The organism is Magnetospirillum sp. (assembly GCA_027532905.1).
Taxonomy (GTDB): domain Bacteria; phylum Pseudomonadota; class Alphaproteobacteria; order CACIAM-22H2; family CACIAM-22H2; genus Tagaea.
Genome location: JAPZUA010000002.1, coordinates 910048 through 932364, shown reverse-complemented (window position 1 = coordinate 932364; position 22317 = coordinate 910048). Strand labels below are relative to the sequence as shown.

Annotated in this window: 24 protein-coding genes and 1 tRNA gene; 7 read left to right on the top strand and 18 right to left on the bottom strand. The window is 63.7% G+C overall.

Translation table 11 applies throughout. The features are described 5' to 3' along the window. The first annotated feature begins 13 nt into the window (after positions 1-13). Positions 14-628, top strand: a complete 615-nt coding sequence (locus O9320_12485; GenBank protein MCZ8311665.1) for a glutathione S-transferase N-terminal domain-containing protein — start codon at positions 14-16, stop codon at positions 626-628. Here O9320_12485 and O9320_12480 read toward each other — a convergent pair. Together O9320_12480 and O9320_12475 are read right to left on the bottom strand one after the other, a co-directional pair. Beyond that, entirely contained in the window at positions 625-1749 is a 1125-nt protein-coding gene (locus O9320_12480; protein MCZ8311664.1) for a 2'-deoxycytidine 5'-triphosphate deaminase, read from the bottom strand. The two genes, O9320_12485 and O9320_12480, sit on opposite strands and share 4 nt — an antisense overlap. Before the next feature lie 147 nt (positions 1750-1896). Next, positions 1897-2127: a hypothetical protein gene (locus tag O9320_12475; protein ID MCZ8311663.1), complete on the bottom strand. Its 231-nt coding sequence runs from the start codon at positions 2125-2127 to the stop codon at positions 1897-1899. Between the two features lie 332 nt (positions 2128-2459). Here O9320_12475 and O9320_12470 point away from each other — a divergent pair. Together O9320_12470 and O9320_12465 are read left to right on the top strand one after the other, a co-directional pair. Next, positions 2460-2551, top strand: a tRNA-Ser gene (locus O9320_12470). A 117-nt stretch (positions 2552-2668) separates the two neighbouring features. Next, positions 2669-4090 (top strand): MFS transporter, encoded by a 1422-nt coding sequence (locus O9320_12465; GenBank protein MCZ8311662.1) that lies wholly within the window; start codon positions 2669-2671, stop codon positions 4088-4090. Here O9320_12465 and O9320_12460 read toward each other — a convergent pair. The 5 genes from O9320_12460 to O9320_12440 form a co-directional block, all read right to left on the bottom strand. Then, complete coding sequence (locus O9320_12460) at positions 4087-4902, bottom strand: RNA methyltransferase (GenBank protein MCZ8311661.1); 816 nt, start codon at positions 4900-4902, stop codon at positions 4087-4089. The genes O9320_12465 and O9320_12460 overlap by 4 nt on opposite strands. Next, a complete protein-coding gene (locus tag O9320_12455) occupies positions 4899-5825 on the bottom strand; it encodes a class I SAM-dependent methyltransferase (GenBank protein ID MCZ8311660.1) in 927 nt (308 codons plus the stop codon). The genes O9320_12460 and O9320_12455 overlap by 4 nt, the downstream gene beginning before the upstream one ends. Positions 5826-5859: 34 nt before the next feature. Beyond that, complete coding sequence (locus O9320_12450) at positions 5860-6819, bottom strand: hypothetical protein (protein MCZ8311659.1); 960 nt, start codon at positions 6817-6819, stop codon at positions 5860-5862. Positions 6820-6832: 13 nt separating this feature from the next. Further along, positions 6833-7558 (bottom strand): RNA pseudouridine synthase, encoded by a 726-nt coding sequence (locus tag O9320_12445; GenBank protein MCZ8311658.1) that lies wholly within the window; start codon positions 7556-7558, stop codon positions 6833-6835. A 65-nt stretch (positions 7559-7623) separates the two neighbouring features. Further along, a complete protein-coding gene (locus O9320_12440; protein ID MCZ8311657.1) occupies positions 7624-7998 on the bottom strand; it encodes a hypothetical protein in 375 nt (124 codons plus the stop codon). A 304-nt stretch (positions 7999-8302) separates the two neighbouring features. Between O9320_12440 and O9320_12435 the strand changes: the two genes are divergently transcribed. Further along, positions 8303-8554: a hypothetical protein gene (locus tag O9320_12435; GenBank protein MCZ8311656.1), complete on the top strand. Its 252-nt coding sequence runs from the start codon at positions 8303-8305 to the stop codon at positions 8552-8554. A gap of 5 nt (positions 8555-8559) precedes the next feature. Here the strand turns inward: O9320_12435 and O9320_12430 are convergent, their stop codons facing one another. The 9 genes from O9320_12430 to metG form a co-directional block, all read right to left on the bottom strand. Then, the gene (locus tag O9320_12430) at positions 8560-9093 is read right to left on the bottom strand and encodes a hypothetical protein (protein ID MCZ8311655.1); all 534 of its coding nucleotides are present in this window, start codon (positions 9091-9093) and stop codon (positions 8560-8562) included. Then, the gene (locus O9320_12425; GenBank protein MCZ8311654.1) at positions 9090-9620 is read right to left on the bottom strand and encodes a hypothetical protein; all 531 of its coding nucleotides are present in this window, start codon (positions 9618-9620) and stop codon (positions 9090-9092) included. The genes O9320_12430 and O9320_12425 overlap by 4 nt, the downstream gene beginning before the upstream one ends. Positions 9621-9758: 138 nt before the next feature. Further along, entirely contained in the window at positions 9759-10802 is a 1044-nt protein-coding gene (locus O9320_12420) for an ABC transporter substrate-binding protein (GenBank protein MCZ8311653.1), read from the bottom strand. Positions 10803-10947: 145 nt separating this feature from the next. Next, positions 10948-11925 (bottom strand): threonine/serine dehydratase, encoded by a 978-nt coding sequence (locus tag O9320_12415; GenBank protein MCZ8311652.1) that lies wholly within the window; start codon positions 11923-11925, stop codon positions 10948-10950. Positions 11926-11941: 16 nt separating this feature from the next. Beyond that, positions 11942-12748: a nucleoside triphosphate pyrophosphohydrolase gene (gene mazG / locus O9320_12410; GenBank protein ID MCZ8311651.1), complete on the bottom strand. Its 807-nt coding sequence runs from the start codon at positions 12746-12748 to the stop codon at positions 11942-11944. A gap of 24 nt (positions 12749-12772) precedes the next feature. Next, a complete protein-coding gene (locus O9320_12405; protein ID MCZ8311650.1) occupies positions 12773-13636 on the bottom strand; it encodes a pentapeptide repeat-containing protein in 864 nt (287 codons plus the stop codon). Between the two features lie 185 nt (positions 13637-13821). Then, positions 13822-14622, bottom strand: coding sequence for an MBL fold metallo-hydrolase (locus O9320_12400; GenBank protein ID MCZ8311649.1), 801 nt, complete (start codon positions 14620-14622; stop codon positions 13822-13824). Beyond that, positions 14619-15404 carry a TatD family hydrolase gene (locus tag O9320_12395; protein ID MCZ8311648.1) on the bottom strand — a complete coding sequence of 262 codons (786 nt, stop codon included), beginning with the start codon at positions 15402-15404 and terminating at the stop codon, positions 14619-14621. Before O9320_12395 ends, O9320_12400 begins: the two co-directional genes overlap by 4 nt. 5 nt (positions 15405-15409) lie before the next feature. Further along, the gene (gene metG, locus O9320_12390; protein ID MCZ8311647.1) at positions 15410-17023 is read right to left on the bottom strand and encodes a methionine--tRNA ligase; all 1614 of its coding nucleotides are present in this window, start codon (positions 17021-17023) and stop codon (positions 15410-15412) included. 74 nt (positions 17024-17097) lie between these two features. On the opposite strand from metG, the gene O9320_12385 reads away from it, so the two are divergent. From O9320_12385 to hpxZ, 3 genes are read left to right on the top strand one after another with little or no spacing between them, the layout of a single operon-like run. Beyond that, positions 17098-17280 carry a DUF4089 domain-containing protein gene (locus O9320_12385; protein ID MCZ8311646.1) on the top strand — a complete coding sequence of 61 codons (183 nt, stop codon included), beginning with the start codon at positions 17098-17100 and terminating at the stop codon, positions 17278-17280. Continuing rightward, on the top strand, positions 17277-18665 hold the full coding sequence (locus O9320_12380) for an AtzE family amidohydrolase (GenBank protein ID MCZ8311645.1): 1389 nt from the start codon (positions 17277-17279) through the stop codon (positions 18663-18665). The genes O9320_12385 and O9320_12380 overlap by 4 nt, the downstream gene beginning before the upstream one ends. 21 nt (positions 18666-18686) lie before the next feature. Beyond that, the gene (gene hpxZ / locus O9320_12375) at positions 18687-19076 is read left to right on the top strand and encodes an oxalurate catabolism protein HpxZ (GenBank protein ID MCZ8311644.1); all 390 of its coding nucleotides are present in this window, start codon (positions 18687-18689) and stop codon (positions 19074-19076) included. A 3-nt stretch (positions 19077-19079) separates the two neighbouring features. On the opposite strand, the gene O9320_12370 is transcribed toward hpxZ, so the two are convergent. Continuing rightward, the gene (locus O9320_12370) at positions 19080-21821 is read right to left on the bottom strand and encodes a valine--tRNA ligase (protein ID MCZ8311643.1); all 2742 of its coding nucleotides are present in this window, start codon (positions 21819-21821) and stop codon (positions 19080-19082) included. A gap of 31 nt (positions 21822-21852) precedes the next feature. Continuing rightward, complete coding sequence (locus tag O9320_12365) at positions 21853-22170, bottom strand: DUF2497 domain-containing protein (protein ID MCZ8311642.1); 318 nt, start codon at positions 22168-22170, stop codon at positions 21853-21855. Between the last annotated feature and the right edge of the window lie 147 nt (positions 22171-22317).

The following is a 22317-nucleotide window of genomic DNA, read 5'->3' as shown; positions in this document are numbered from 1 at the left end:
CGGAGACTCGCACATGATCGACTTCTATACCTGGAGCACGCCCAACGGCCGCAAGGTCGCGATCATGCTCGAGGAATGCGGGCTTGCCTACAAGACCCACAAAATCGACATCGGCAAGGGCGAGCAGTTCGCGCCCGCTTTTCTTGCGGTCAATCCCAACGGCAAGATACCCGCGATCGTCGACCACGCGGCGGCCGACGGCAAACCGCTCCCCGTGTTCGAATCGGGTGCGATCCTGATCTATCTCGCCGAGAAGACCGGCAAGTTCCTGCCCACCGCACCGCGCGCGCGCGCCGAAGTTCTGCAGTGGCTCATGTTCCAGATGGGCGGGGTGGGGCCGATGTTCGGCCAGGCGCATCACTTCATCCGCTTCGCGCCCGAAAAAGTGCCCTACGGCATCGAACGTTATTCGAAGGAAACGCGACGTCTCTACGGCGTCATGGACAAGCGTCTAGGCGAAAGCGTGCATCTGGCTGGCGCCGAGTACAGCATCGCGGACATGGCGACGTTCCCGTGGGTAGCGCGCCACACCTACCACGAGGTCGATCTGGCCGATTTCCCGAACGTGAAGCGCTGGCACGACGCGATCGCAGCACGTCCGGCGGTCGTCAAAGGAACGGCGTTTTAGCGCGCGCGCTTGAACTGTTTGGCCAGCGTCAGGCCCTGGCGCTGGTAGTTCGAGCCGATATCCACGCCGTAGATGCGGTCGGGCGTTTGCGTCAGCGGTTCGAACGCGAAGCGCCCGACGATCTGCCCGTGTTCGAGCAGGAACGGCACGTCGTGCGAGCGCACCTCGAGCACGGCGCGCGTTCCCTCGATGTCGTTGGCCCCATAGCCGAAGCCGGGGTCGAAAAAGCCCGCATAATGGATGCGGAACTCGCCGACCGAGGTATCGTACGGCACCATCTCGGCCGCGTATTCGTGCGGCACGCGGATTTTCTCGCGGCTCACGAGAATGTAGAAATCGTCGGGATTGAGGATCAGCGAGCGCGATTTGGTGCGCGGCAGCGCCTCCCAGAAATCGGCGGGGTCGTAGTGCCCGATGCGCGCGAGATCGATCAAGGGCGCGTTGTGGCGCGCGCGGTAGCCGATCGTGCGGCTGCCATCCGCCCCCTCGAGATCGATCGAAATCCACAGACCTTGGCCGATCTGCGCACGCTCGCGGTTTGAATCGGGCGCGTAGACAAGGCCCAGGCGCTTGTCGAGGGCGGCGAGGGCCGCATCCGTCATCGTCGGATTGCCGCGGCGCAGGCGCAGTTGGTTCAGCGTCTGGCCGCTGCGCGCCAGGATCGAGAAGGTGCGCGGGCTCACTTCGAGATAGAGCGGGCCCTTGTAGCCGGCCGGCACTTTTTCGAATTCGCGGCCGCGGTCGCACATCAGGCGCGTGAAGATGTCGAGCCGCCCGGTCGTGCTTTTGGGATTGGCGCTTCCCGCGACGTCTTTAGGCAGGTCGAGCGATTCCTGCAGCGGGATGATGTAGAGACAACCGCGCTCGAGCACGGCACCGGCCGTTAGATCGAGTACATGCATGGTGAGGAGCTTGAGCTTGTCGGCGACAAGCGCGTCGGGGCCGGGCATGAAGCCTGCGGCCACGCGATAGGCCGTCGCCCCTAAGCGCAGGTCGATGCTGGCAGGCTGGATTTGCGAATCGTCGATCGCCGTTTGGGCAGCGATGCGGCCATCGGCCACGAACCGGCGATAATCCTGGAACGGCAAAATGCCGACCGGCGAAACGCGTTTTTTGCTCAAACCTTGAACCTCGGCCCCGGTTCGGCTGAATTGCCGATGCGACGGGGCCGACAACCTAATTCAACGCCAAGGCGGCGTCGAGATGTAGGCGAATGGAAAAGGCGGCAAAAGCGGGGGCAGGTGCCCCCGCCCGAAACCGACTTAGTCTTAGGCCGCGACCGAGTTTTCGATGATGGCCGAGCCGGGACGGATGCTGTTGCGCGGGCGCAGCGTGCGGCGCGGCAGAGCGGGGCCGCGGGCGACCAGCAATTCGCGCTTGGCGTTTTCGAGCACCGAGTGGATGCGCGCATCTTCGCGGTCGATCACGTCCATCGCCGTGAGCTTGTTGTCGATGAGATCGAGCAGCGTGTCGATGACGGGGCGGGAAAGCGACGACATGGGTTATGGCTCCTTTGGTCCTGATTTGGTGGTTAATGAGGTCGTAAAGTGGTTTCTGGTCCTGATCCTGCGGTGACCTTTCTCAGGTCGCCTGCGGATAGATTGAGCCTCCACTGGTTAATTTTCTCTAAAACTTGCCAAATATTTTGATTCAACTGATTTTGAATTTTAGCAGTGTTGCGGATATACCACGCCCCATCCCCACATCTGCCCCTCGGCTGTGGGCAGAATCCCAAATATGACAAGCGTTTGGCCTGTCTTTGCGTTGACAGAAACGGCAACCGCGCTTAGAACCGGCAGCAGCATATGCCGTGTAAAAACCCACTCCCGGCGGAGGGGTGGCCGAGTGGCTGAAGGCGGCAGTTTGCTAAACTGTTATACTGGGAAACCGGTATCGTGGGTTCGAATCCCATCCCCTCCGCCACTTCTTTGGTTTAGGCCTTTGCTTTAGGCCACAGACGCAGCGCAAGCGATGTTTTCGCGGCATTTGCCTTACGGCCGCTGTGCTTGAGTAGACGGTGACGAGCGCCGATAATGGCCTATGGCTGAAGCCGTTCCGCCGATGGCGCGTCATGTGCCGTTGATTGCCGCCAGCGCCCTGTTTGTCGAAAACATAGATGCGACTGTGCTGGCGACGGCCCTTGCGAGCATTGCCAACGATTTCGGTGTCGATGCGGTCGATCTCAAACTCGTTTTGACGTGCTATCTCGTGTCGCTGGTGGTGTTCATTCCGGCCTCGGGCTGGATCGCTGACCGCTACGGCACGCGCACGGTCTTCTGTTGGGCGATGGCCGTGTTCGCGGCAGGTTCGGTTGCCTGCGCGCTTTCGACGGGCCTGTGGAGCCTCGTTTTTGCGCGCATCCTGCAAGGGGCGGGCGGGGCGATGATGATCCCGACCGCGCGCCTTGTCGTCGTGCGCAGCGTGCCCAAAAACCAATTGATCGGCGCCATGGCCGTGCTGACCACGCCCGCCTTGATCGGACCGATTCTTGGGCCGCCTATTGGCGGGTTTTTCACCACGTATATGTCGTGGCCGTGGATTTTCTGGATCAACGTGCCGCTGGCTTTACTGGGCATCGCCGTCGCCGCGCGTTTTTTGCCGCAAATCCGTGCCGAGACCCAGGCCGCCTTCGACCTGCGCGGTTTCCTCATGATCGGGCCGGGCTTGGCCTTGACGTTGGTCGGTGCGACCGCGATCGGGCTTGAAGTCATCGCAACTGTCTATGCGGCGGCGATGGCGGCGACGGGACTGCTGCTGATCGCCCTCTATTGCCGCTATGCGTGGCGCCATCCAAGCCCGGTTTTGGATTTGCGATTGCTGAAGATCCCCACCTTCCGCATCGGCGTCATGGGCGGCTTTTTGTTTCGCGTCGGCGCAGGGGCCACGCCATTTCTGTTGCCCTTGCTGCTGCAACTTGGCTTCGCGCGCTCGGCCTTCGAAAGCGGCATCGTGACCTTCGCGACGGGGATCGGCGCGCTCGCGATGAAAATCTGCGCGCCGAAGATCCTGCGCGCCGTCGGGTTTCGGCGCGTGCTGATCTTCAACGCCTTCGTGGCGGCTGTTTTCATCGCGATCCCGATCACGTTTACGGCCGCCATGGCCGGCACCACGCTGTCGGCAATTCTGCTGCTCGGCGGCTTCTCGCGCTCGCTCCAGTTTACGAGCACAAACGCCGTGCTCTACGCGGACGTCTCGGCCGAGCAGACGGCGCGTGCCTCGACGTTCGCCGCCGTGCTGCAGGAATTGTCGGGCTCGATCGGCATTTCGGTCGCAGCGTTGGCGCTTGCGGCCGCCAGCGGCGGGGCGGTCACGGGCAGTTTGGGCGCCGTGCAATTCGTGCCGGCTTTCATTGCCGTCGGCGCTATCGCCGCGTGCTCGGGCTTCGTGTTTTTGGCAATGCCCAAATCAGCGGGTGCGTCGCTCGTGGGCAAGCGCGCCGAGCCGACGGCAGCGGACGACTAGCCGCGCGCTTGCGCGTCGAGGGCCGCGTACAGCATCACGCCGGCGGCAACAGACAGATTGAGGCTGTCGGCGCGCCCGATCATCGGCAGCTTGGCAAGCGTGTTGCACGCGGTACGAACTTCGTTGCTGAGGCCGCTTTGCTCGGCACCGTTGACGATGAGGCAGGGCTTCTTGTAGGCGACGTCGCGATAGTCGATCGCGGTTTGCAAGGCCGTGCCGATGCTCGTGCCCGGCCAGCGGTGGAGCAAGGCGATCGCTTCTTCTTGCGTTGCCGCATAGAGCGGAACCGCGAAGATCGAGCCCATCGTGGCGCGAACGGCCTCGAGCCCGAACGGATCGCAGGTCGTGCCGATCAACACCACACCGCCCGCACCGACCGCGTCGGCCGTGCGGATGCAGGTGCCGAGATTGCCGGGGTCTTTGACGCCCTCGAGTGCCAGCCACAGTGCCGCGCGCGTCGGGTCGAGGTCCGACAGCGGGCGCAGATTCTGCGCGAACACGCCGATCACGCTTTGCGGATTGTCGCGCGCCGAAATCTTCTCGAGCACGTTGGGCGACACTTCGAGCAACGTGGCTCCGCCCTTGGCGGCGGCTTGGCGCACTTGTGCCACGCTCGGCTGGTCGCGCTGGTCGGCGCGATAGGCGAGCATCTTGGGCACGATGCCGTGGTCGAGCGCTTCGCGCACCGTGCGCGCACCTTCGGCTACGAACAGCCCAGTTTCGGCGCGCGCCTTGCGCATATGCAAAGCGCGGATGTCTTTGATCAGCGGATTGCTGGGGCTCGAAATGGCGCGGATCTGGTCCTCGATCATGGCGCGCTTCCGGGGCCGGTCCAGCGCACATAGAGCGACGTCGACAAGAATCGACCGCCTGCGCGTTGGGCCACGGCGAGTTCGCCTGCCTCGAGCGTGCCGCCAAGGGTACTCAGCGGATCGCGCGCGGCCTCGAGCAGCGACAAGGCGGAAAGCCGAATCGCATAGGCGGTCAGCATCAGGAAAGACGGGCCGGGGGCGAGCAGTGTGGCGCAGTCGGCCAGCATCGGCATCAAGCCTTCTTCGATGCGCCAGGTTTCGTTGGCAGGACCGCGGCCAAATTTGGGCGGATCGAGCAGGATGCCGTGATAGCGATTGCCGCGCCGAACCTCGCGCGCGACGAACTTGGTGGCGTCTTCGCAGATCCAGCGGATCGGCGCTTGCGTGAGGCCCGAGGCAGCTTGGTTTTCTTTGGCCCAGGCGATGGCTTTTTTGGATGCGTCCACATGCGTGACTTCGTAGCCGGCTGCAGCCGCCACGAGGCTTGCGGCCCCCGTATACGCAAAGAGATTGAGGAGCTTTGGCCGCGCACCGCCCTCGACCGCGGGCTTGCGTTCGGCAACCCAATCCCAATGCGGCGCTTGCTCGGGAAACAGACCGACATGGCGAAACGCCGTGAAGCGGCAGGCCACGCGAATGTCGCGATAGGCAACGGGCCATTCGGGGGCGAGGTCGCGCGCAAAGCGCCAGCGGCCCCAATTGTCGTCCTCGTCGCCCGCTTTGCTGTCGCCGGGCTTGGCGTCGAAAAACGCGTCGGCCGCGTCCCACGCAGACGCGGCACCCGACGGCTGCCAAATCGCCTGCGGCTCCGGGCGCACGATCGTGTTGGCACCGAAGCGTTCGAGCTTTTTGCCCGCACCGCTGTCGAGCAATGCGTAATCGTCCCAGCCTGGGGTCGTCAGAATGGCAAGATGTGGCGGCACGTGGGATGAACCTGTCTGCTGAAGGGGCACGCTATCAGGGCGGCATCAGATCCCCAAGCCGGAACGAGAACCGAAGGATTTTCGGTGCCGTCAGCGGCGGGGCGTCGGGTTGGCGCGCGAAAGGCTGGGCCTGGCGCATGGCTCCCAAGAAACTCTCCATGACCGTCCGCTGCTCGCGCAGATCGGGGCGTGCCAAAAGCGTTTCGTAGTCGGCGATCATGCGATCGGGGCGCCACGGATCGTAGGCGCCGAACGGGGCGGAGAGTGTGCCGTCGGGTTTGAGTTCGAACGCGCCCACGATCGTGAGATCGCGAAAGCGCGGGTTGCGGAAATCGAAAATCCACACGGCGAAGACCTGCGCCAGCAGATGGTCGATTTCGCTTTGGGTCAGGCTTTCGCCGGGCGGGCCGCCCGACGGCGGCTGCACGGGGCCGCGAATGGCGGAAAGTCCGCGCGGCTCGTCGCGCGGGCGCGGCGGGGCGGGGGCAAGCAACCCGTCGCGGCTTGCGGGCTGCGGCGCAGGGGCGGCCTGGGTTGGCGGCGATGCGAACGTGCCGCCCGTCGGCGGGCGGACCGGGGCTTGGTTTGGCGACGACGAACGTTCGGCGTTGCGCGCCGTCTCGCGCTGCACGACCGAGGGCGGCGGCAAGGGCGGAGCGGCGGCCGCGGCCGGCGGCGGGGGCGGCGGCGGTGCTGGTGCCGCCGGCGGCGGAGGTGGCGGCGGGGGTTCTGGCGCAGGCGGCGGCGGGGGTGGCGGCGGTGCGGGCGGCGGCGGCGGCGTAGGGATGGGCGGCGGCTCGTTGACGAGCTCGATCGCGACCAAATCCGTGCCGGCATCGGCGAGATTCATTGGCGTGAGATCGAGCCAAAGCAACCCAAGCAGCAAATGCAGCAGTAGCGACAAAGCGAGCCCCGCGAGGACGCCGCGGCGCGTGTCGCGCAACGACGCGGCCATTACAAACGGGCTGTTGCGATCGGTGTCGGCGGCGAGCATTAGCGGCGGGGCATCAGGCCGCGGGGACTTGTGCTTCGCGCGGGCCGTCCTTCCAGCCGCAGCTTCGCATGGCCACGTGCATATGCGCCGGAACTTCGGCGACCGCTTTGATGGGGGCACGGCGCGGATAAAGCGGCACGCGGATTTCGCGCGCATGCAGATGCAGCGGGAATTCTGCCGCTTTCGTCGCATCGCCGCCATAGACTGGATCGCCGAGGATCGGGCAGCCGATCGCCGCCAGATGCACGCGCAACTGATGCGTGCGGCCGGTTTTGGGGGCAAGCGACAGCCAAGTCAAGGCGCCCGTGCTGCCGTCCACGCTTCCAATCGTGCTGTATTCGGTCTGCGAGGCTTGGCCCTTGGCATCGACCTTCATGCGCCAGCCGGATTTGCGATTCTCTTTCAGTAGCGGCAGATCGATGAGGCCTGCCGCTTGCGGCGGTTTGCCGACGACGATCGCCCAGTAGGTTTTGCGGACTTGGCCTTCGGCGAACAGCTTGCCGAGTCTGGCGAGCGCCTTGCGATGGCGCCCCAGCACCAGACAGCCGCTGGTATCGCGGTCGAGACGATGTGCAAGCTCGGGCGCTTGCGGCAGGCCGAAGCGCAGCCCGTCGAGATCGTCGCGCAAGCTTGGCCCACCGCGCGGGCCCGCATGCACGGCAAGCCCCGGTGGCTTGTCCAGAATCAGCATCATGCCGTCGCGATACAGCAGGCGCGCTTCGAGTTCGCTGGGGTCCATGGAGCGCGAACCTACACAATTTTCGCGCTGGGTCCAGCGGCGGCTCTGTAACCGATTTTGGCGGTTTATTTCCAGGCGACTTCGCGGGCGACCTTTTTGATCGGCGCTTTGGTCTCCGGCGGCGGCGGCATCTCGCTCGGTTTGGCGCGCGGCTTTGGGTGCTCGTTGCTGAGGCGGTTCAAAATCGCCGCCATCGACGAGCTGCTCTTCTGCTTGTGCGCAGTGCCCTCGGCCGTTTCGGCGACGCGTTTGCGCTGGTAGACGGGCAGGGCATCGAACGTGCGGCGTGCACGGTCCATATTGATGCTGGACGGGCGTTCGGCCGCCAATTTCACGAATTGGTGGATTTTCGACTGTTCACCCAAAATGGTTCCGACCGACGATGCCAGAATCTGCAATGCCGTTTTGTCGAGTTGGGCAGAGGCCTCAATTGGATCCATGTCACATTTTAGCGCTTTTCGGGCCGATGCGCAAAAATTTGGCCGACCTGCGGAACCGCGACGAACCGCAGGTCGGCCGACCAGGCCAAGGGACCAGCTTAGCCAAGTTATTGGGCGCAAAGAGGTGGAGAAGCCTCCTGCAGAACCCGTTTGAGTATCATCTACCCAAGCCAAAGTATTTATATCAAATTTTTAAAAAAGGTCAAATGTTTTTATTAGAAATCGATAAAGATAACTAAGACTCTGATTCAGAAGAAATAATCTGCAATTTGCCAGTGATGTAGCGCTTCAATTATGCTGCGATATGCGCATCGTTTTTGGTCTCGCCGTTATCGGATTCGTTGCCCTGGCAACGCAAAGCGTCGCCCAGAACCGCGAGCCGAGCACCTATGCCGACTGCGACGCGCTTTATGCGCGCGAGCTTAAGCGCTATGCGGTCCAGACCAACCGTGATTTGCGCGAAAGCCAGAGCAAAGCGAGCCTGCAGCGCCTGCGCTGCGAGCGCGCGGTCGAGCGCAAAATCATCCAGGGCCGCGCCAAAAACAGACCGCGCTGACGGCCCTAATCGTCGAAATTGAGCAATTTGGGTGCGCGCTCGATCACGACTTCGAGAATCTGTTCGGCCGCCGCCAGATCGCTCTTGGTGCGGTCGGTCAGCAAATGCGCGTAGCGCTCGGTCTCGATGCGCTCTTTGGCGTGGTAGAGGCTGCGCAATTCGGACATGAAGACGTCGCGCGCCCCCAGCGGCAATTCGCGTTTTTCGGCGAGGATGCGCAGAAAATGCAGGCTCGCCGTCACGATGGCAGACAGCATGAACCCGGTGAGCTCGACGAATTTTTCGGACAGTTTATCGGCCTTGCCGTCGCGCAGGCGCTTGATCTTGTATTCGATGACGATGGCGAGCGTGTCGAAATCGTCGACATATTCGCGGAACGCCACGTAAGCCTTGAATTTGTCGTCGTTGGCGTCGTTGGCGGCCTGCTGGGCTGCCGTCACGACGCGGGTGGCACCGCGCTCGAGCGCCGACAGCATTTCGCGCACCTTCTCGGCGACCTGCTCGTTTTCGCGGTCGATCTTGGTGGAGGTGGAGATCATGCGAGTTCGCCGGTTTCGAGCTGCAGGAGGCTCGGTGCCCGTTCGATGATGACGCCCAGGATATCTTCGGCCGTTTCGATGTCCTTGACCGCGCGCGACGACACTTTTTTGCGGTAGCGGTCTTGCTCGAGCATCTGTTTGACGCGGTAGAGATTGCGCAACTCGCCGAGGAATATGTCTTTCGAGCCGAGCGGCAATTCGTTGCGCGTCGATAGGATCTTGAGGAAATGCAGGCTGGTCTGCAGCGTGGCCGTGAGCATGAAAATCCCGAGTTCTTCGAACTGTTTTTCGAGCGCCATGTCGCGCCCCGTGCGCATGTTCTTGAGGCGATACTCGATCACGATCGCCAGCGTGTCGAAATCGTCGCAATGGCCGCGGAAGCGCGAATAGATGCCGAATTCCTCTTCCGACAGGGCCTGCGAGGCTTCCTTGGCGGCGGCGATGACCTTGTCGGCGTGCGTTTCCAGTGCTGCAAGCAGCGTCTGAACGTCTTTGCGCGTATGGAGCAGGCCCGACGAGCGCGCCACGGATCGTCTCCCTTTCGCACGATTGCGGTACGCCGCCAGCATGCCGTGCCGCGTCGGACGGCGCAAGCGCGCGCCCCAAAGAAAAACGGCCGACCGGGCGAACCCGATCGGCCGTCGTTTGTGGCGCTTGCAGGTCTGTTAGACGTTCGGCGGCAGGCGGCGCAGATCGGCCGCCGGCAGGAACGCGCTGGTGTAGATCGTGTCGTTGCTGGGCACCGGCGTGATGTTGAAGGTTTCGCACAGCGCCTTGATGTTGCGCTCGAGGCGTGCCGCATCGACGACGCCGATGCCGCCGGCACGCGTCGCCGGCGTCACGATCGACTGTTCGAGCACCATCTGGTAGCGCGGCAGTTCGACTTCCATCGTGTTGAGCGGTTGGCGGCGGATGGCCGCCTGGATCGAGGCGCGCGGATCGGCGATCATCGCCTGCATCGAGCGCGCCGTGGCACGGGCGAAGCCGCGGGCGGCATCCGGGTTGCGCTCCAGCCAGTCTTTGCGCGCGAAGATCGTCGAGCCGAACAGGTCGATGCCGGCACTGGCGTAGCTGAACCAGCCGATCTGGTCGAGCGGCACGCCGGCGCGCACCATGTTGAGCGCGACCGACGACACGAAGCCCGTTGCACCCTGCGCTTCGCCGCGCACGACGAGAGTTTCGCGCAGAGGGAAGTCGATATGGCGCAGCGTGACCTTCGAAATGTCGATGCCGGCCGCACGCGCGAACAGCGGGAACATCTGGCGCCCGGCGTCGGGCTCGGGAGCCGCGAGAACCTTGCCTTCGATGTCCTTGGGCGAGGCGAAAGCACCCTTGCGGAACACGATGCCGTGCTGCAGCAGGTCCCACAGCACAAAGAACGAGGTGACCGGCGTGGTCGGGTTGGAGGCCGTGAAGCGGGCCATCGTGCCGAAATCGCCGAAGCCGATTTCGTAGGTGCCTTGTGCCACGCGTGTGACGGCCTGGCCCGAACCCGCACCGCCGTCGATCGTCACGTCGAGGCCTTCTTCGGCGTAGAAGTTGCGCTCGAGCCCGAGCAGGAAGTTCGATTGCGGACCCCAGAAATCGACGTCGAGGGTGAAGCGGATGCGCGTGCGCGCCTGCGCCAGAGCTGGGGCGGCGAGCGACGCGGCAGCCATCGCACCGGCGGCGCCGAGGCCGAATTTGCGCCGAGAAATCGATTTGGTCATTGGCAGAGAACCTTTCATCTGAATTAGGCGCAGGTCGCCTGCGCTGGGGGCTCGTACGAGATCGCAACGGCTTGCAAGGCTAGGGCCATTCCCGCAATCGCGACGGCACAAGGCGCCTTGAGGCAAGTTGCCGCCTAATTCGGCATCAACTGCCGATAATCTGGGCAAACAATGCTGGGTCGACATTGCCGCCCGAGGCAACGGCGACGATCGTTTTGCCTTCCGTGGGCAGTTTTCCCGTGAGCACGCTGGCAATTGCAACGGCCCCGCCGGGTTCGACGACAAGTTTGAGCTCGACGAAGACGGTGCGCATGGCGGCACGAACCTCGTCGTCGGTTACCGACAGGCCGCCCGCGAGCAGCGCGCGGTTGAGCGCAAAGGTCAGTTCGCCGGGGGTGGGGGCCAGCAGCGCATCGCAGATCGAACGTGCGTCGGGCGAATTGCTCTCGCGTTTTCCCGAAACGAGGCTGCGCTTGGTTTCGTCGAAATCGGCAGGTTCGACCGAGTAGACCGGCACGCCTGGTGCGGCACCGGACAAAGCGAGGGCGGTGCCCGAGACGAGCCCGCCGCCGCCGCAGCACACCACGACCGCGTCGGGCGACACGCCGAACTCGCGACATTGTTCGACGATTTCGAGACCGAGCGTACCTTGGCCGCACAGAATGTCGGCGTCGTCGTAGGGGCGCACCAAAGTGGCGCCGTATTTTGCTTGCAGCTCGAGGCCCATCGCTTCGCGGTCGTCCTTGTAGCGATCGTAAGGGACGACCGAGGCGCCGAATTCGCGCGTTCGCGCGATTTTGATCGCAGGCGCATCGGCCGGCATGATGATCCAGGACGGCAGCCCCAGCATCGTTGCCGCCGCCGCTACACCTTGCGCGTGGTTGCCGGACGAAAACGCAACGACGCCTTTGGCACGGTCGGCGGCGGGGATCTGCGAGATTTTGTTGTAGGCACCGCGGAACTTGAACGAGCCCGTGCGTTGCAAGGGCTCGGCTTTCACATAGAGCTGGCAGCCGAGCTTTTTGTTCAGCGACGGCGAGGTCAGCAGCGGCGTGCGCACGGCTTGGCCCTTGATGCGGCCAGCGGCCTTCAGAACGTCTTCGTAAACAGGCAAGGCGGTCATTTTTCGGCGGCTCCCGTCAGGATTTTTCTTCGTGTTTGGCCTGGTCCCACAGCGCGTCCATTTCGGCCAGATTGGACTGTGCCGGCGTCTTGCCTTGTTCGGCCAGCAGCGCTTCGATGCGCCGGAAGCGCCGCTCGAATTTGGCGTTGGCGTTGCGCAACGCCGTTTCCGCATCCGCGCCCGCTAGGCGGCCGACATTGACGACCGAGAACAGCAAATCGCCCAATTCCTCTTCGATCGCGGCCGGCGTTCCGCCGGCTAGTTCGGCACCGAGCTCTTCGACCTCTTCGGCGACTTTCTCAAGAGCAAGCGACGCTTCGCCCCAATCGAAGCCGACGCGGCTTGCGCGCTTCTGGAGTTTTTGCGCGCGCATCAGGGCAGGGAAGCCGACCGGTACGCCGCTCAGTGCTCCGGCGCCTGCGTCCTTGGCTTTGCGCTCATGCGCTTTTTGCGTCTCCCAGGCTTCGGTCTGCGCGTCCGCACTGCGGATGTCGGCCGCACCGAACACGTGCGGGTGGCGACGCACCATCTTGTCGGACAAGGCTTCGGCGATCGCGTCGAAATCGAACTGGCCTTGCTCTTCGGCCAGCCGCGCATGGAACACGACCTGAAACAGAAGATCGCCAAGCTCTTCCTTGAGGGCCGGAAGATCGTTTTGCGCGATCGCGTCGGCGACTTCGTAGGCTTCCTCGATCGTGAAGGGGGCGATGGTTGCGAAGGATTGTTCGCGATCCCAGGGGCAGCCTTCGGTCGGGTGGCGCAGCTTGGCCATGATGGCCAGGAGCCGCGAAATCGGCGCGGGTTTGTCGGTCGTGTCGGTCATGTCGGGGAGGAGCCTAAGGGCCGATCACGCATCTGTCGAGCGGGGCTTCGGCAAAGCGCGCGGCTCGATTTTGGCACCGTCAAGGGCGGCTCCGGCGAGATCGGCGCGCTGTAAGGTCGCACCGGTAAAGTCGGCATCGCGCAGATCGCTTTCGACGAAGCGTGCGCCCGTCAAATCGCAATGGGCAAAGCGCGTCTGGCCGCAATAGGCGGCTGAAAACGAAGCCTCCTGGGCTTTGGCATTGTAGAAATCGGCGCTTTCGAGCATCGCCAATTGAAAGTCGCCGCGCATGACTTTGGCCCCGGCGAAGTTCGTTGCGCAGAGATAAGCCCCCCGGAAGCTCGTGCCGGTAAAATCGCCGTCCGACAAATCGTAGCCGGACAGATTCACGCAGGCGAGCGACAGCCGCGTATTGGGCGGATCGTTGGCGCGCTCGCGGCGTCCCAGCACCGTGACGGCCGCTTGGATGTCGGTCGCCGGCGGCACGTAGATCGCCTCGGGGCTCGGATTTTGGTAGCTGCCGCCGACCAGTTTGGGGACGGGGGCTGGGCAGCGTTCGCGCACGAAGGCTGCGAGCGTTTGCACGATCGGGCCCTGGTCGGTCGGCCGGTCGCGGGCGTGGCGCTCGAGCGTGTAGATCGCGCCAACGCGCGTGTGGATCTCGAGCCCGCCAAGACCGGCAAAAGCGGCCGCCATGATTTCAGCCGATTTGCCAAGTTCGGTTGCCTCGGCCGTACGCTGCCGCGCCGCGACCAGGCGGCGCGCCACATAGGCCCGATACCCCAGATACGGTCCGATACACGCAGCCGCGAACGCGATCAAAAGATCGCGAACTTCGCCCGCATTGGCGAGCAGCCAGAACCACGCATAGTCCAATGGGTTCTCCATGCGGTGCCTTTGGGCCGGGAGGCGAATCGCAGGCGCCAATCGTAACATTGGGGGCAGGTCGATGGCGGGTCGCCGCACGTGGTCAATTCCCGACATCAAGTAATGTCATAATGTATATTATCAAAAATAAACTATATAGTTCTTATGCAGATACTTAACCGGCTACTCTCACACTGTTTCGAGGTCTACGCGCCGATCTCAAGCACCATCCCATCGAATGCTGGCTCCACGCCTGGCGGCAAATCGCGATGCCATGTCGGATAATCCACGCGATGGCTCATATGCGTGAGGATCGCCCGCTTGGGCGCCACGCGCGCGATCCACTCCAAGGTCTGGGCCAAATGGCTATGGGCCCAGTTCGGTGCTTCTTGGAGGCAATCGACCAGCCAGACCCCGACCCCGGCCAAGCTCGCGAACGCGGCCTCGGGCAAAGTTTTGACGTCCGTCGAATAGGCAAACGCCCCGAACCGCAGGCCCAAGGTCGGGTCGCGATCGCCGCCATGCAGCTGTTCGAAAGGCTGCACGTCGATATCGCCGATCCGGAACCCCTCGCCCGGTTGCACTACCGTCGGCGCTAGAACCGGAACCACAAAATGGCGACGGTCGGGCAAGTCCGCCATCGTGCCAAACGCGTAGCCGAAGCGCCGTTTAGCGTCGGCAAGTGTCGAAGCGTCGCCGTAGCACGGTAGCGGCGCCTGGATCGCGTGGTTGACCGAGCGTAGCTCGTCGATGCCGTGCATATGGTCGGCATGCGCATGGGTGAAAATCACGGCATCGAATTTCGGTGCACCCCCCAGGCGTAGCAATTGCTGGCGCAGATCGGGGCTCGCATCGACCAAGATGCGCGTCGTCGCACTCTCGACCACGATGGACACGCGCAAGCGCTTGTTGGCGGGCTCGCTCGAGCGGCAGACCGCACAGTCGCAGCCGATAACCGGCACGCCGCCCGAGGCTCCGCTGCCCAGAACGGTCACTTTGAGTTTCATGCCGCCGGGCGCTTGGCGCGCGAAAACAGCCGGTAGAAATTGTCGCTGGTCGTCTTGGCGAGTTCCGGCAGGCCCACGCCCTTGAGCTCGGCCACGAACGTGGCCGTGTGCAGCACGTAGCTCGGCTCGCACGGTTTGCCGCGTTTGGGTACGGGGGCCAGATACGGCGAGTCCGTTTCCACCAGCAGCCGCTCAAGCGGCAACGCGCGCACCGTCGCGCGCAGATCCTCGGCGTTCTTGAAGGTCACGATTCCGGAGATCGAGATGTAGTAGCCGAGCCCGATCGCCTTTTGCGCAAGCGCAAGCGACGAGGTGAAGCAATGCAGCACGCCGATCGTCCCCGGCAATTCGCGGTGCGCCCAATCGAGCAAATCGGCCGTGTCGGCGTCCGCATCGCGCGTATGCACCACAAGCGGCAGGCCGCTCGCGCGGGCCGCACGCATATGGGCGCGGAAATTCTCGGCTTGTGCTTCGCGCGGGCTTTTTTCATAGAAATAATCGAGCCCGGTTTCGCCGATCCCGACGATCTTGGGATGGTCGGCGAGTGCGACCAAAGCGTCGGCGGCCGTCTGCTCGTTGGCGGCCTCGTGCGGATGGATGCCGACCGTGCAGAAAACATTGTCGTTGGCTTCGGCGATCGCGCGCACGGCGTCGAAGTCGCGCAGCTTCGTGCCGATGGCCAGCATCGTTTCAACGCCCGCCGATTTGGCGCGCGCCATCACGCCCGAAAAATCCTTCTGAAGGTCGGGATAGTCGAGATGGCAATGGCTGTCGACGAGCATGGGACTTAGGCCTTGCCCGCTGGCGGCTCTTCGACATAACGCGGGAACAAGCCGCTCGGCGGCGGCAGCGCCGTGCCGGGCACGAGGCTTTGCTCCCACGCAGCGAAGCTGCGTGCAGCCGCCGGAACAGCCAGCTGATCGAGCAGCTTTGCCATCGTACCCGGCATGAAAGGCTGCAACACGAGGCCCACGCGCCGCAGCGTTTCGACGAGCACATAAAGTACGGTTGCCATGCGCGCCGGATCGGTCTTGCGCAGGCTCCACGGCGCTTGGCCATCGACATAGCGGTTCGCGTCGGCGATCGCGCCGAAAGTTGCTTCGAGCGCTTTGTGGAAATTTTGCTGATCGAGCTCGTTGCGCGTCGCGTCGAGCAGCCCCGCGGTTGCGGCCAGCATCGAGCGGTCGGCATCCGAATAGTCGCCCGGTGTGGGCACGGCTGCACCGGCATTCTTGGCGATGAAGGAAAGTACGCGCTGGCTCAGATTGCCGAGATCGTTGGCAAGGTCGGTATTGGTGCGCCGGATCATCGCCGCCCGGCTGAAGTCGCCATCCTGGCCGAACGGCACTTCGCGCATCAGGAAATAGCGCACTTGGTCGAGGCCGTATTGCTCGACGAGCTTCAGCGGTTCGACCGCGTTGCCGAGCGATTTCGACATTTTCTGGCCCTCGATCGTCCACCAGCCATGCGCGAACACGCGCTTGGGTGTGGGCAGACCGGCGGCGGCCAAAAACGCGGGCCAATAGACCGTGTGGAAGCGCACAATGTCCTTGCCGACCATATGCAGGTCGGCAGGCCAGAAGGTCTTGAATTTTTCGCCATCGATGTCGGGGTAGCCTGCGGCCGTGATGTAGTTGGTGAGTGCGTCGAGCCACACATACATTACGTGCTTGTCGTCGCCCGGCACCTTGATGCCCCAGCCGAACGTGGTGCGCGAAATCGACAGATCGTGCAGCCCTTGGCTCACGAAGCTGCGCACTTCGTTGAGGCGCGTTTGCGGCCCGACGGCGGCCGGATTGTCGCGGTAGAAATCGAGCAGCCATTGCGTCCAGTCGGACAGGCGGAAGAAATACGAAGGTTCTTCCACCCACTCCACTTCCGCACCCGACGGCGCGCGCTTCTTGCCGTCGGGCCCAGTGGTGAGTTCGCCTTCGTCGTAATAGGCTTCGTCGCGCACAGCGTACCAGCCGCGATAGGCGTCGAGATAGATGTTGTTGTTCCCGAGCGGTGTCTTGCGTGCGGCCATGGCCTGCCAGATCGCTTGGCTGGCCTTGACATGGCGGGGCTCGGTCGTGCGGATGAAATCGTCGTTCGAAAAATCGAGGGCCGGTCCAAGAGCGCGGAAATTCGCCGAGACCTTGTCCGTGAATTGCTGCGGCGTCATCCCAGCCGCCAATGCCGACTTTTCGACCTTTTGCCCGTGCTCGTCCGTGCCGGTCAGGAAAAACACGTTGGCCCCGTCCAGACGCATGAAACGCGCCAGCACGTCGCAGGCAAGCGTCGTGTAGGCGTGCCCGATATGCGGCACGTCGTTGACATAATAGATGGGGGTCGTGATGTAGTAGGAACGCATCGGGTTTTCCTGTCGTAAAGTGCGCTGTTTATGGAGGATTCCGGGCACGCTGGCAACCGCCGGGCGCTTGGCATCCGATGTGCATGTTTCTGCTTTCTTCTGAGGCTTACGGGAGTTCGGTTTTGGACAAAGTTGCTGTCGAAGAATATGTGGATCGTGCGGCTGCCTTGTTGGGCCTCACATTGGACCCCGAGTATCGGCCCGGCGTGGTCGCCAATTTCGAGCGCACCGCCGCGATTGCAGAATTGGTCCTGTCGTTCGAATTGCCCGATACGGTCGAAGCCGCCCCGGTCTTCCGGCCATGACCCCGCTTGAGATGCCGGCGCGCGAGATTGCGCGCCAAGTTCAGTCGGGTGCGCTGAGCGCCGTCGCCGTTGTCGAGACGCATTTGGCGCGGATTGCTGCCGCCAACCCCACGCTCAACGCCTATACCGAGGTGACGGCTACACGCGCCCTTGCCAAGGCGCGCGATATCGACGCGCGGCGCATGCGCGGCGAAAAGCTCGGCGCACTCGCGGGCGTGCCGTTCGCGGTCAAAAACCTGTTCGACATTGCGGGCCTGCCGACGCGCGCCGGCTCCAAAATCAATCGCGATTTGCCGCCGGCCGAGACCGACGGCGCCCTCGTCGCACGCATGGACGCGGCCGATGCGGTGCTGCTGGGTGCGCTCAACATGGGCGAATACGCCTACGACTTTACGGGTGAGAATGTGCATGACGGTGCGTCGCGCAATCCGCACGACACATCGCGCATGACTGGCGGCTCGTCCGGCGGTTCGGGCGGTGCAGTTGCGGGCGGCATGGCCACGATCGCGTTGGGCTCCGATACCAACGGCTCGATCCGTGTGCCGGCCTCATTCTGCGGCCTGTTCGGGCTCAAACCTACCTTTGGGCGTCTCTCGCGCCACGGTTCGTTTCCGTTTGTCGGCGCCTTCGATCATTTGGGCCCGTTGGCGCGTTCGGCGGGCGATCTCGCGTTGGCCTACGACGCGATGCAAGGCCCCGACGCCAACGACCGTGCCTGCGCGCAGCGCAGCCTCGAGGCGACCTTGCCCACGCTTGAAAGCGGCATTGGCGGTCTGCGCGTGGCTTCGCTTGGCGGCTATTTCGGGGCGGGCGGCGAAGCAATCGTGTACGAAGCCGTGCGCCGCTGCGCCGAGGCGTTGGGCACCAAACAAACGGTCGAGATGCCGCAAGTGCATCGCGCGCGAGCGGCGGCTTTCGTCATCACCAATGTCGAAGGCGGACAGCTGCATCTCGAACGTCTGCGCAAGCGCGCGGCGGATTTCGATCCGGCCACGCGCGATCGCCTGATTGCCGGCAATCTTGTGCCGGGTGCGTGGTACATGCAGGCCCAGCGCGTGCGCAGCTGGTTCCAAGGCGAAGTCGCCAAGCTGTTCGAAAAATTCGACCTGCTGCTTGCACCCGCAACGCCGTGTGCCGCACCCGCGCTCGGCCAGCAGACCTTCACCCTGAACGGCCAGGAAATGCTGTTGCGCCCCAATATTGGCGTCTATACGCAGCCGATTTCGTTCGTAGGTTTGCCGGTCGTTGCTGTACCGCTGCATGGGCTGGGCCCCCTGCCCGTCGCCGTACAGATCATCGCCGCCCCATGGCGCGAGGATCTTGCATTGCGCGCGGCACATTTCCTCGAAACGGCCGGCGTTGTGCGCGCACCGGTCGCCCTCTAGTTCTTTTTTGGAAAGTCCCCAATGCCCGAGATCGATTTGCCCGACGTGCTCGCCGAAGTGAAAGCGGCGTTCGAACGCTACGAAGTCGCACTCACAACCAACGACGTCGAAACGCTCGACGAGTTGTTTTCGCAAAAGCCGACGACGGTACGACTCGGCATTGCCGAAAATCTGTTCGGCTACGAAGCGATCAAGGCGTTCCGCGCCGCACGTTCGCCGCAAGGGCTGCAGCGCACGCTCGAGAACACGGTCATCACGAGCTATGGGCGCGACTTTGCGGTCGCTTCGACGCTGTTCCGCCGCGCCGGCGGCAACAAGCTCGGCCGCCAGCAGCAGAGCTGGGTGCGTTTCCCCGAAGGCTGGCGCGTGGTTGCCGCCCACGTGTCGCTGATCGACCCGCCGGCGGCGTAAGGCTCAGATCGAGCGGATTAGATCCAGTGACGCGCGCAGCCGTGCGATTGCCGCTTGCGCATCGGCCTTGCGCTCTTTGTTTTCGGCGATGACTTCCGGATCGGCTTTGGCGACGAAATCCGCATTCGCGAATTTCTTGTCGATCTTGGCGATCTCGCCGTCGAGGCGCGCCAGCTCTTTTTCGAGCCGCTTGGTCTCGGCGGCCGCATCGACAATGCCGGCAAGCGGCAATACGAACGTCGCGTCCGTCACCACGATGGGTGCTCCGCCCTTGGTCGGCCCGCCGGTTTCGGGCGCGATCGCCTCGATGCGCGCCAGCGTACGGATGAGCCCCCCATGGCGCTCGATGCGCTGCTGGGCCGTCGCGTTCGCGTCGCGCACATGCAAGGCCAAGCGTGCAGCCGGCGGGACGTTCATCTCGGCGCGCAGCGTGCGGATCGCCGAGATCGTCTCGACGACCCAGTTCATTTCTTCTTGGGCGGCCGCATCGCCCGGCATGGCCGGAAGATCGGGCCAGCTCTCGACCATCAATTGCGGGCCTGCATTGCGATAGCCCATCGTCTCCCAAAGTTCTTCCGTCACGTACGGGGCGAGCGGATGAAGGAGCTTCAGGCATTGGCCGATCACAAAGCTCGTGGTGCCGCGCACTTCGGCTTGGTCGGCCGCAGAGCCGCTTTGCAGCAAAGGCTTGCTGAATTCGAGATACCAGTCGCAGAACGTGCCCCACACGAAGCGATAGAGCGCATCGGCCGCTTCGTTGAAGCGATAGGCTTCGAGCGCTGCCGTCACGGAAGCCGCCGTCTTGGCGAGCTCGCCCAGCAGCCAACGGTCGACCGTGAGCGTTGCCGACGCCGGATCGAATTTGGGATCGGGCGAAACGCCGTTCATGCCGGCATAGCGCGCGGCGTTCCAGAGTTTGGTGATGAAGTTGCGGTAGCCTTCGACGCGCGCCGGGGCGAGCTTGATGTCGCGCCCTTGGGCTGCGAGCGCACACAAGGTGAAGCGCAAAGCGTCGGTGCCGTATTTGTCGATGAGATCGAGCGGATCGATGATGTTGCCCTTCGATTTCGACATTTTCTGGCCGCGTTCGTCGCGCACCAGCGCGTGGATATAGACGTGTTTGAACGGCACGCGCTCGGCAAGCGCTTTGCCCGGATTGCCGAAATGGATGCCCATCATCATCATGCGGGCGACCCAGAAAAAGATGATGTCGAAGCCCGTGACGAGCACGTCGCCCGGATAGTAGCGCGCAAGCTCCGGTGTCTGCTCGGGCCAGCCGAGCGTCGAGAACGGCCACAGGGCGGACGAGAACCACGTGTCGAGCACGTCGTTGTCCTGCTTAAGTTCGACGTCGCGCCCGAACTTCGCGTGCGCGGCGGCCATTGCGGCCGCTTCGTCGGCCTCGACGAACACGCTGCCGTCGGGCGCGTACCACGCCGGAATGCGATGGCCCCACCAGAGCTGGCGGCTCACGCACCAGGGCTGGATGTTGCGCATCCACTCGAAATAGGTGTTCTCCCAATGCTTGGGCACGAAGCTCGTGTGCCCCTGCTCGACCGCTTCGATCGCGGGTTTGGCGAGTGTCGCCGCATCGCAGAACCATTGGTCGGTGAGCCACGGCTCGAGCGCCACGCCCGAGCGGTCGCCGTGCGGCACCGTGTGCGTGTGCGGCTCGATCTTGTCGACGAGGCCCAAAGCCTCGAGATCGGCCACGATCGCTTTGCGCGCGGCATAGCGGTCGAGCCCGCGATAGGCGTCGGGCACGTCGCCCGAGATGCGCGCGTCCTTATCGAGCACGTTGATGAACGCAAGCCCGTGGCGTTTGGCGACGTCGAAATCGTTGAAGTCGTGCGCGGGCGTCATCTTGACTGCACCCGTCCCTTTTTCGGGATCCGAATAGTCGTCGGCCACGATCGGCAGCAGGCGGCCGACGAGCGGTAGAACGGCCTGTTTGCCCTGCAGATCCTTGAAGCGCGGATCGTCGGGATGCACGGCTATCCCTGTGTCGCCCAGCATCGTTTCGGGGCGCGTGGTCGCGACAACGATGAAGCGCCCCTCTTCGCCCGCGATCGGATATTTGAGATGCCAGAGATGGCCCTTGATCTCGCGCTGCTCGACTTCGAGATCGGAAATCGCCGTGTGCAGCTTCGGGTCCCAATTCACGAGCCGCTTGTCGCGATAGATAAGGCCCTGCTTGTGCAGATCGACGAAGACCTTGCGCACGGCCTTCGACAGACCCTCGTCCATCGTAAAGCGCTCGCGCGCCCAGTCGGGCGACGCACCCAAACGGCGCAGCTGGCGCGTGATGGTGCCACCCGACTCTGCCTTCCATTTCCAGGCTTCGTCGAGGAACTCGGCGCGCCCGATCAGTTGCTTGTTTCCTTCGGGCTTTCCGCCGCGGTCGAGCGCAATGCCGCGCTCGGCTAAACGACGTTCGACCACCATTTGGGTCGCAATGCCGGCATGGTCCGTGCCTGGCTGCCACAGCACGTCGCGTCCGCGCATGCGCCAGAAACGGATCAGCGCATCCTGCAAGGTGAAGGTCAGCGCATGGCCCATATGCAGCGAGCCCGTCACGTTGGGCGGCGGCATCATGATTGTGTAGGGCGTGCGATCCGAGGCTGGGTTGCAGGCGAAGCTGCCCGCTTTCTCCCAAGCAGCGTAGTGCTTGGCTTCGATCGCGGCGGGCGCATAGGTTTTTGCGAGGCCGCTCTCGGCGCCCTCGGGCTTTGCTTGTTCGGTCATTGGGCTGTCTTAAGTGCTGCGGCGCCGAAGCTCAATAGTCCTGCGATTCGCGCGTAATGCGGCGAATTTCGCGCTGGACCATGCGTTCGACCAGATCGGGCAGGTACTGGTCGAGCCAAGCTTTGAGGATCGGGCGCAGTTCGGCACGCACAAGATCTTCGATCGTGAGATCCGAGTTACCGAGCAGCAGGTTGCGCGGCACGCGCGCCTGCAAACCCTGCAGCGCGTCGGACGCTTGGCGAGCCGTACCGTCGGACATGAGCCTGCGTGGCTCCTCCGTCATGACCGGGGGCGGCTTGTCGACGACGTTCGTGAGCTCCATCACGTCGTCCATTTCGGGCTCCGGCATCGGAGCCCGCGGACGCGGCGGCGGGGGTGGCGGCGGCGGGGGTGGTGGTGGCGGTGGCGGTGCAGCCTCCATCTCCTCCATCATCGGTTCCGGCTCGGGCTCCATCATAGGAGGCGGCGGCGGCGGAGGTGGGGGTGGTGGCGGCGG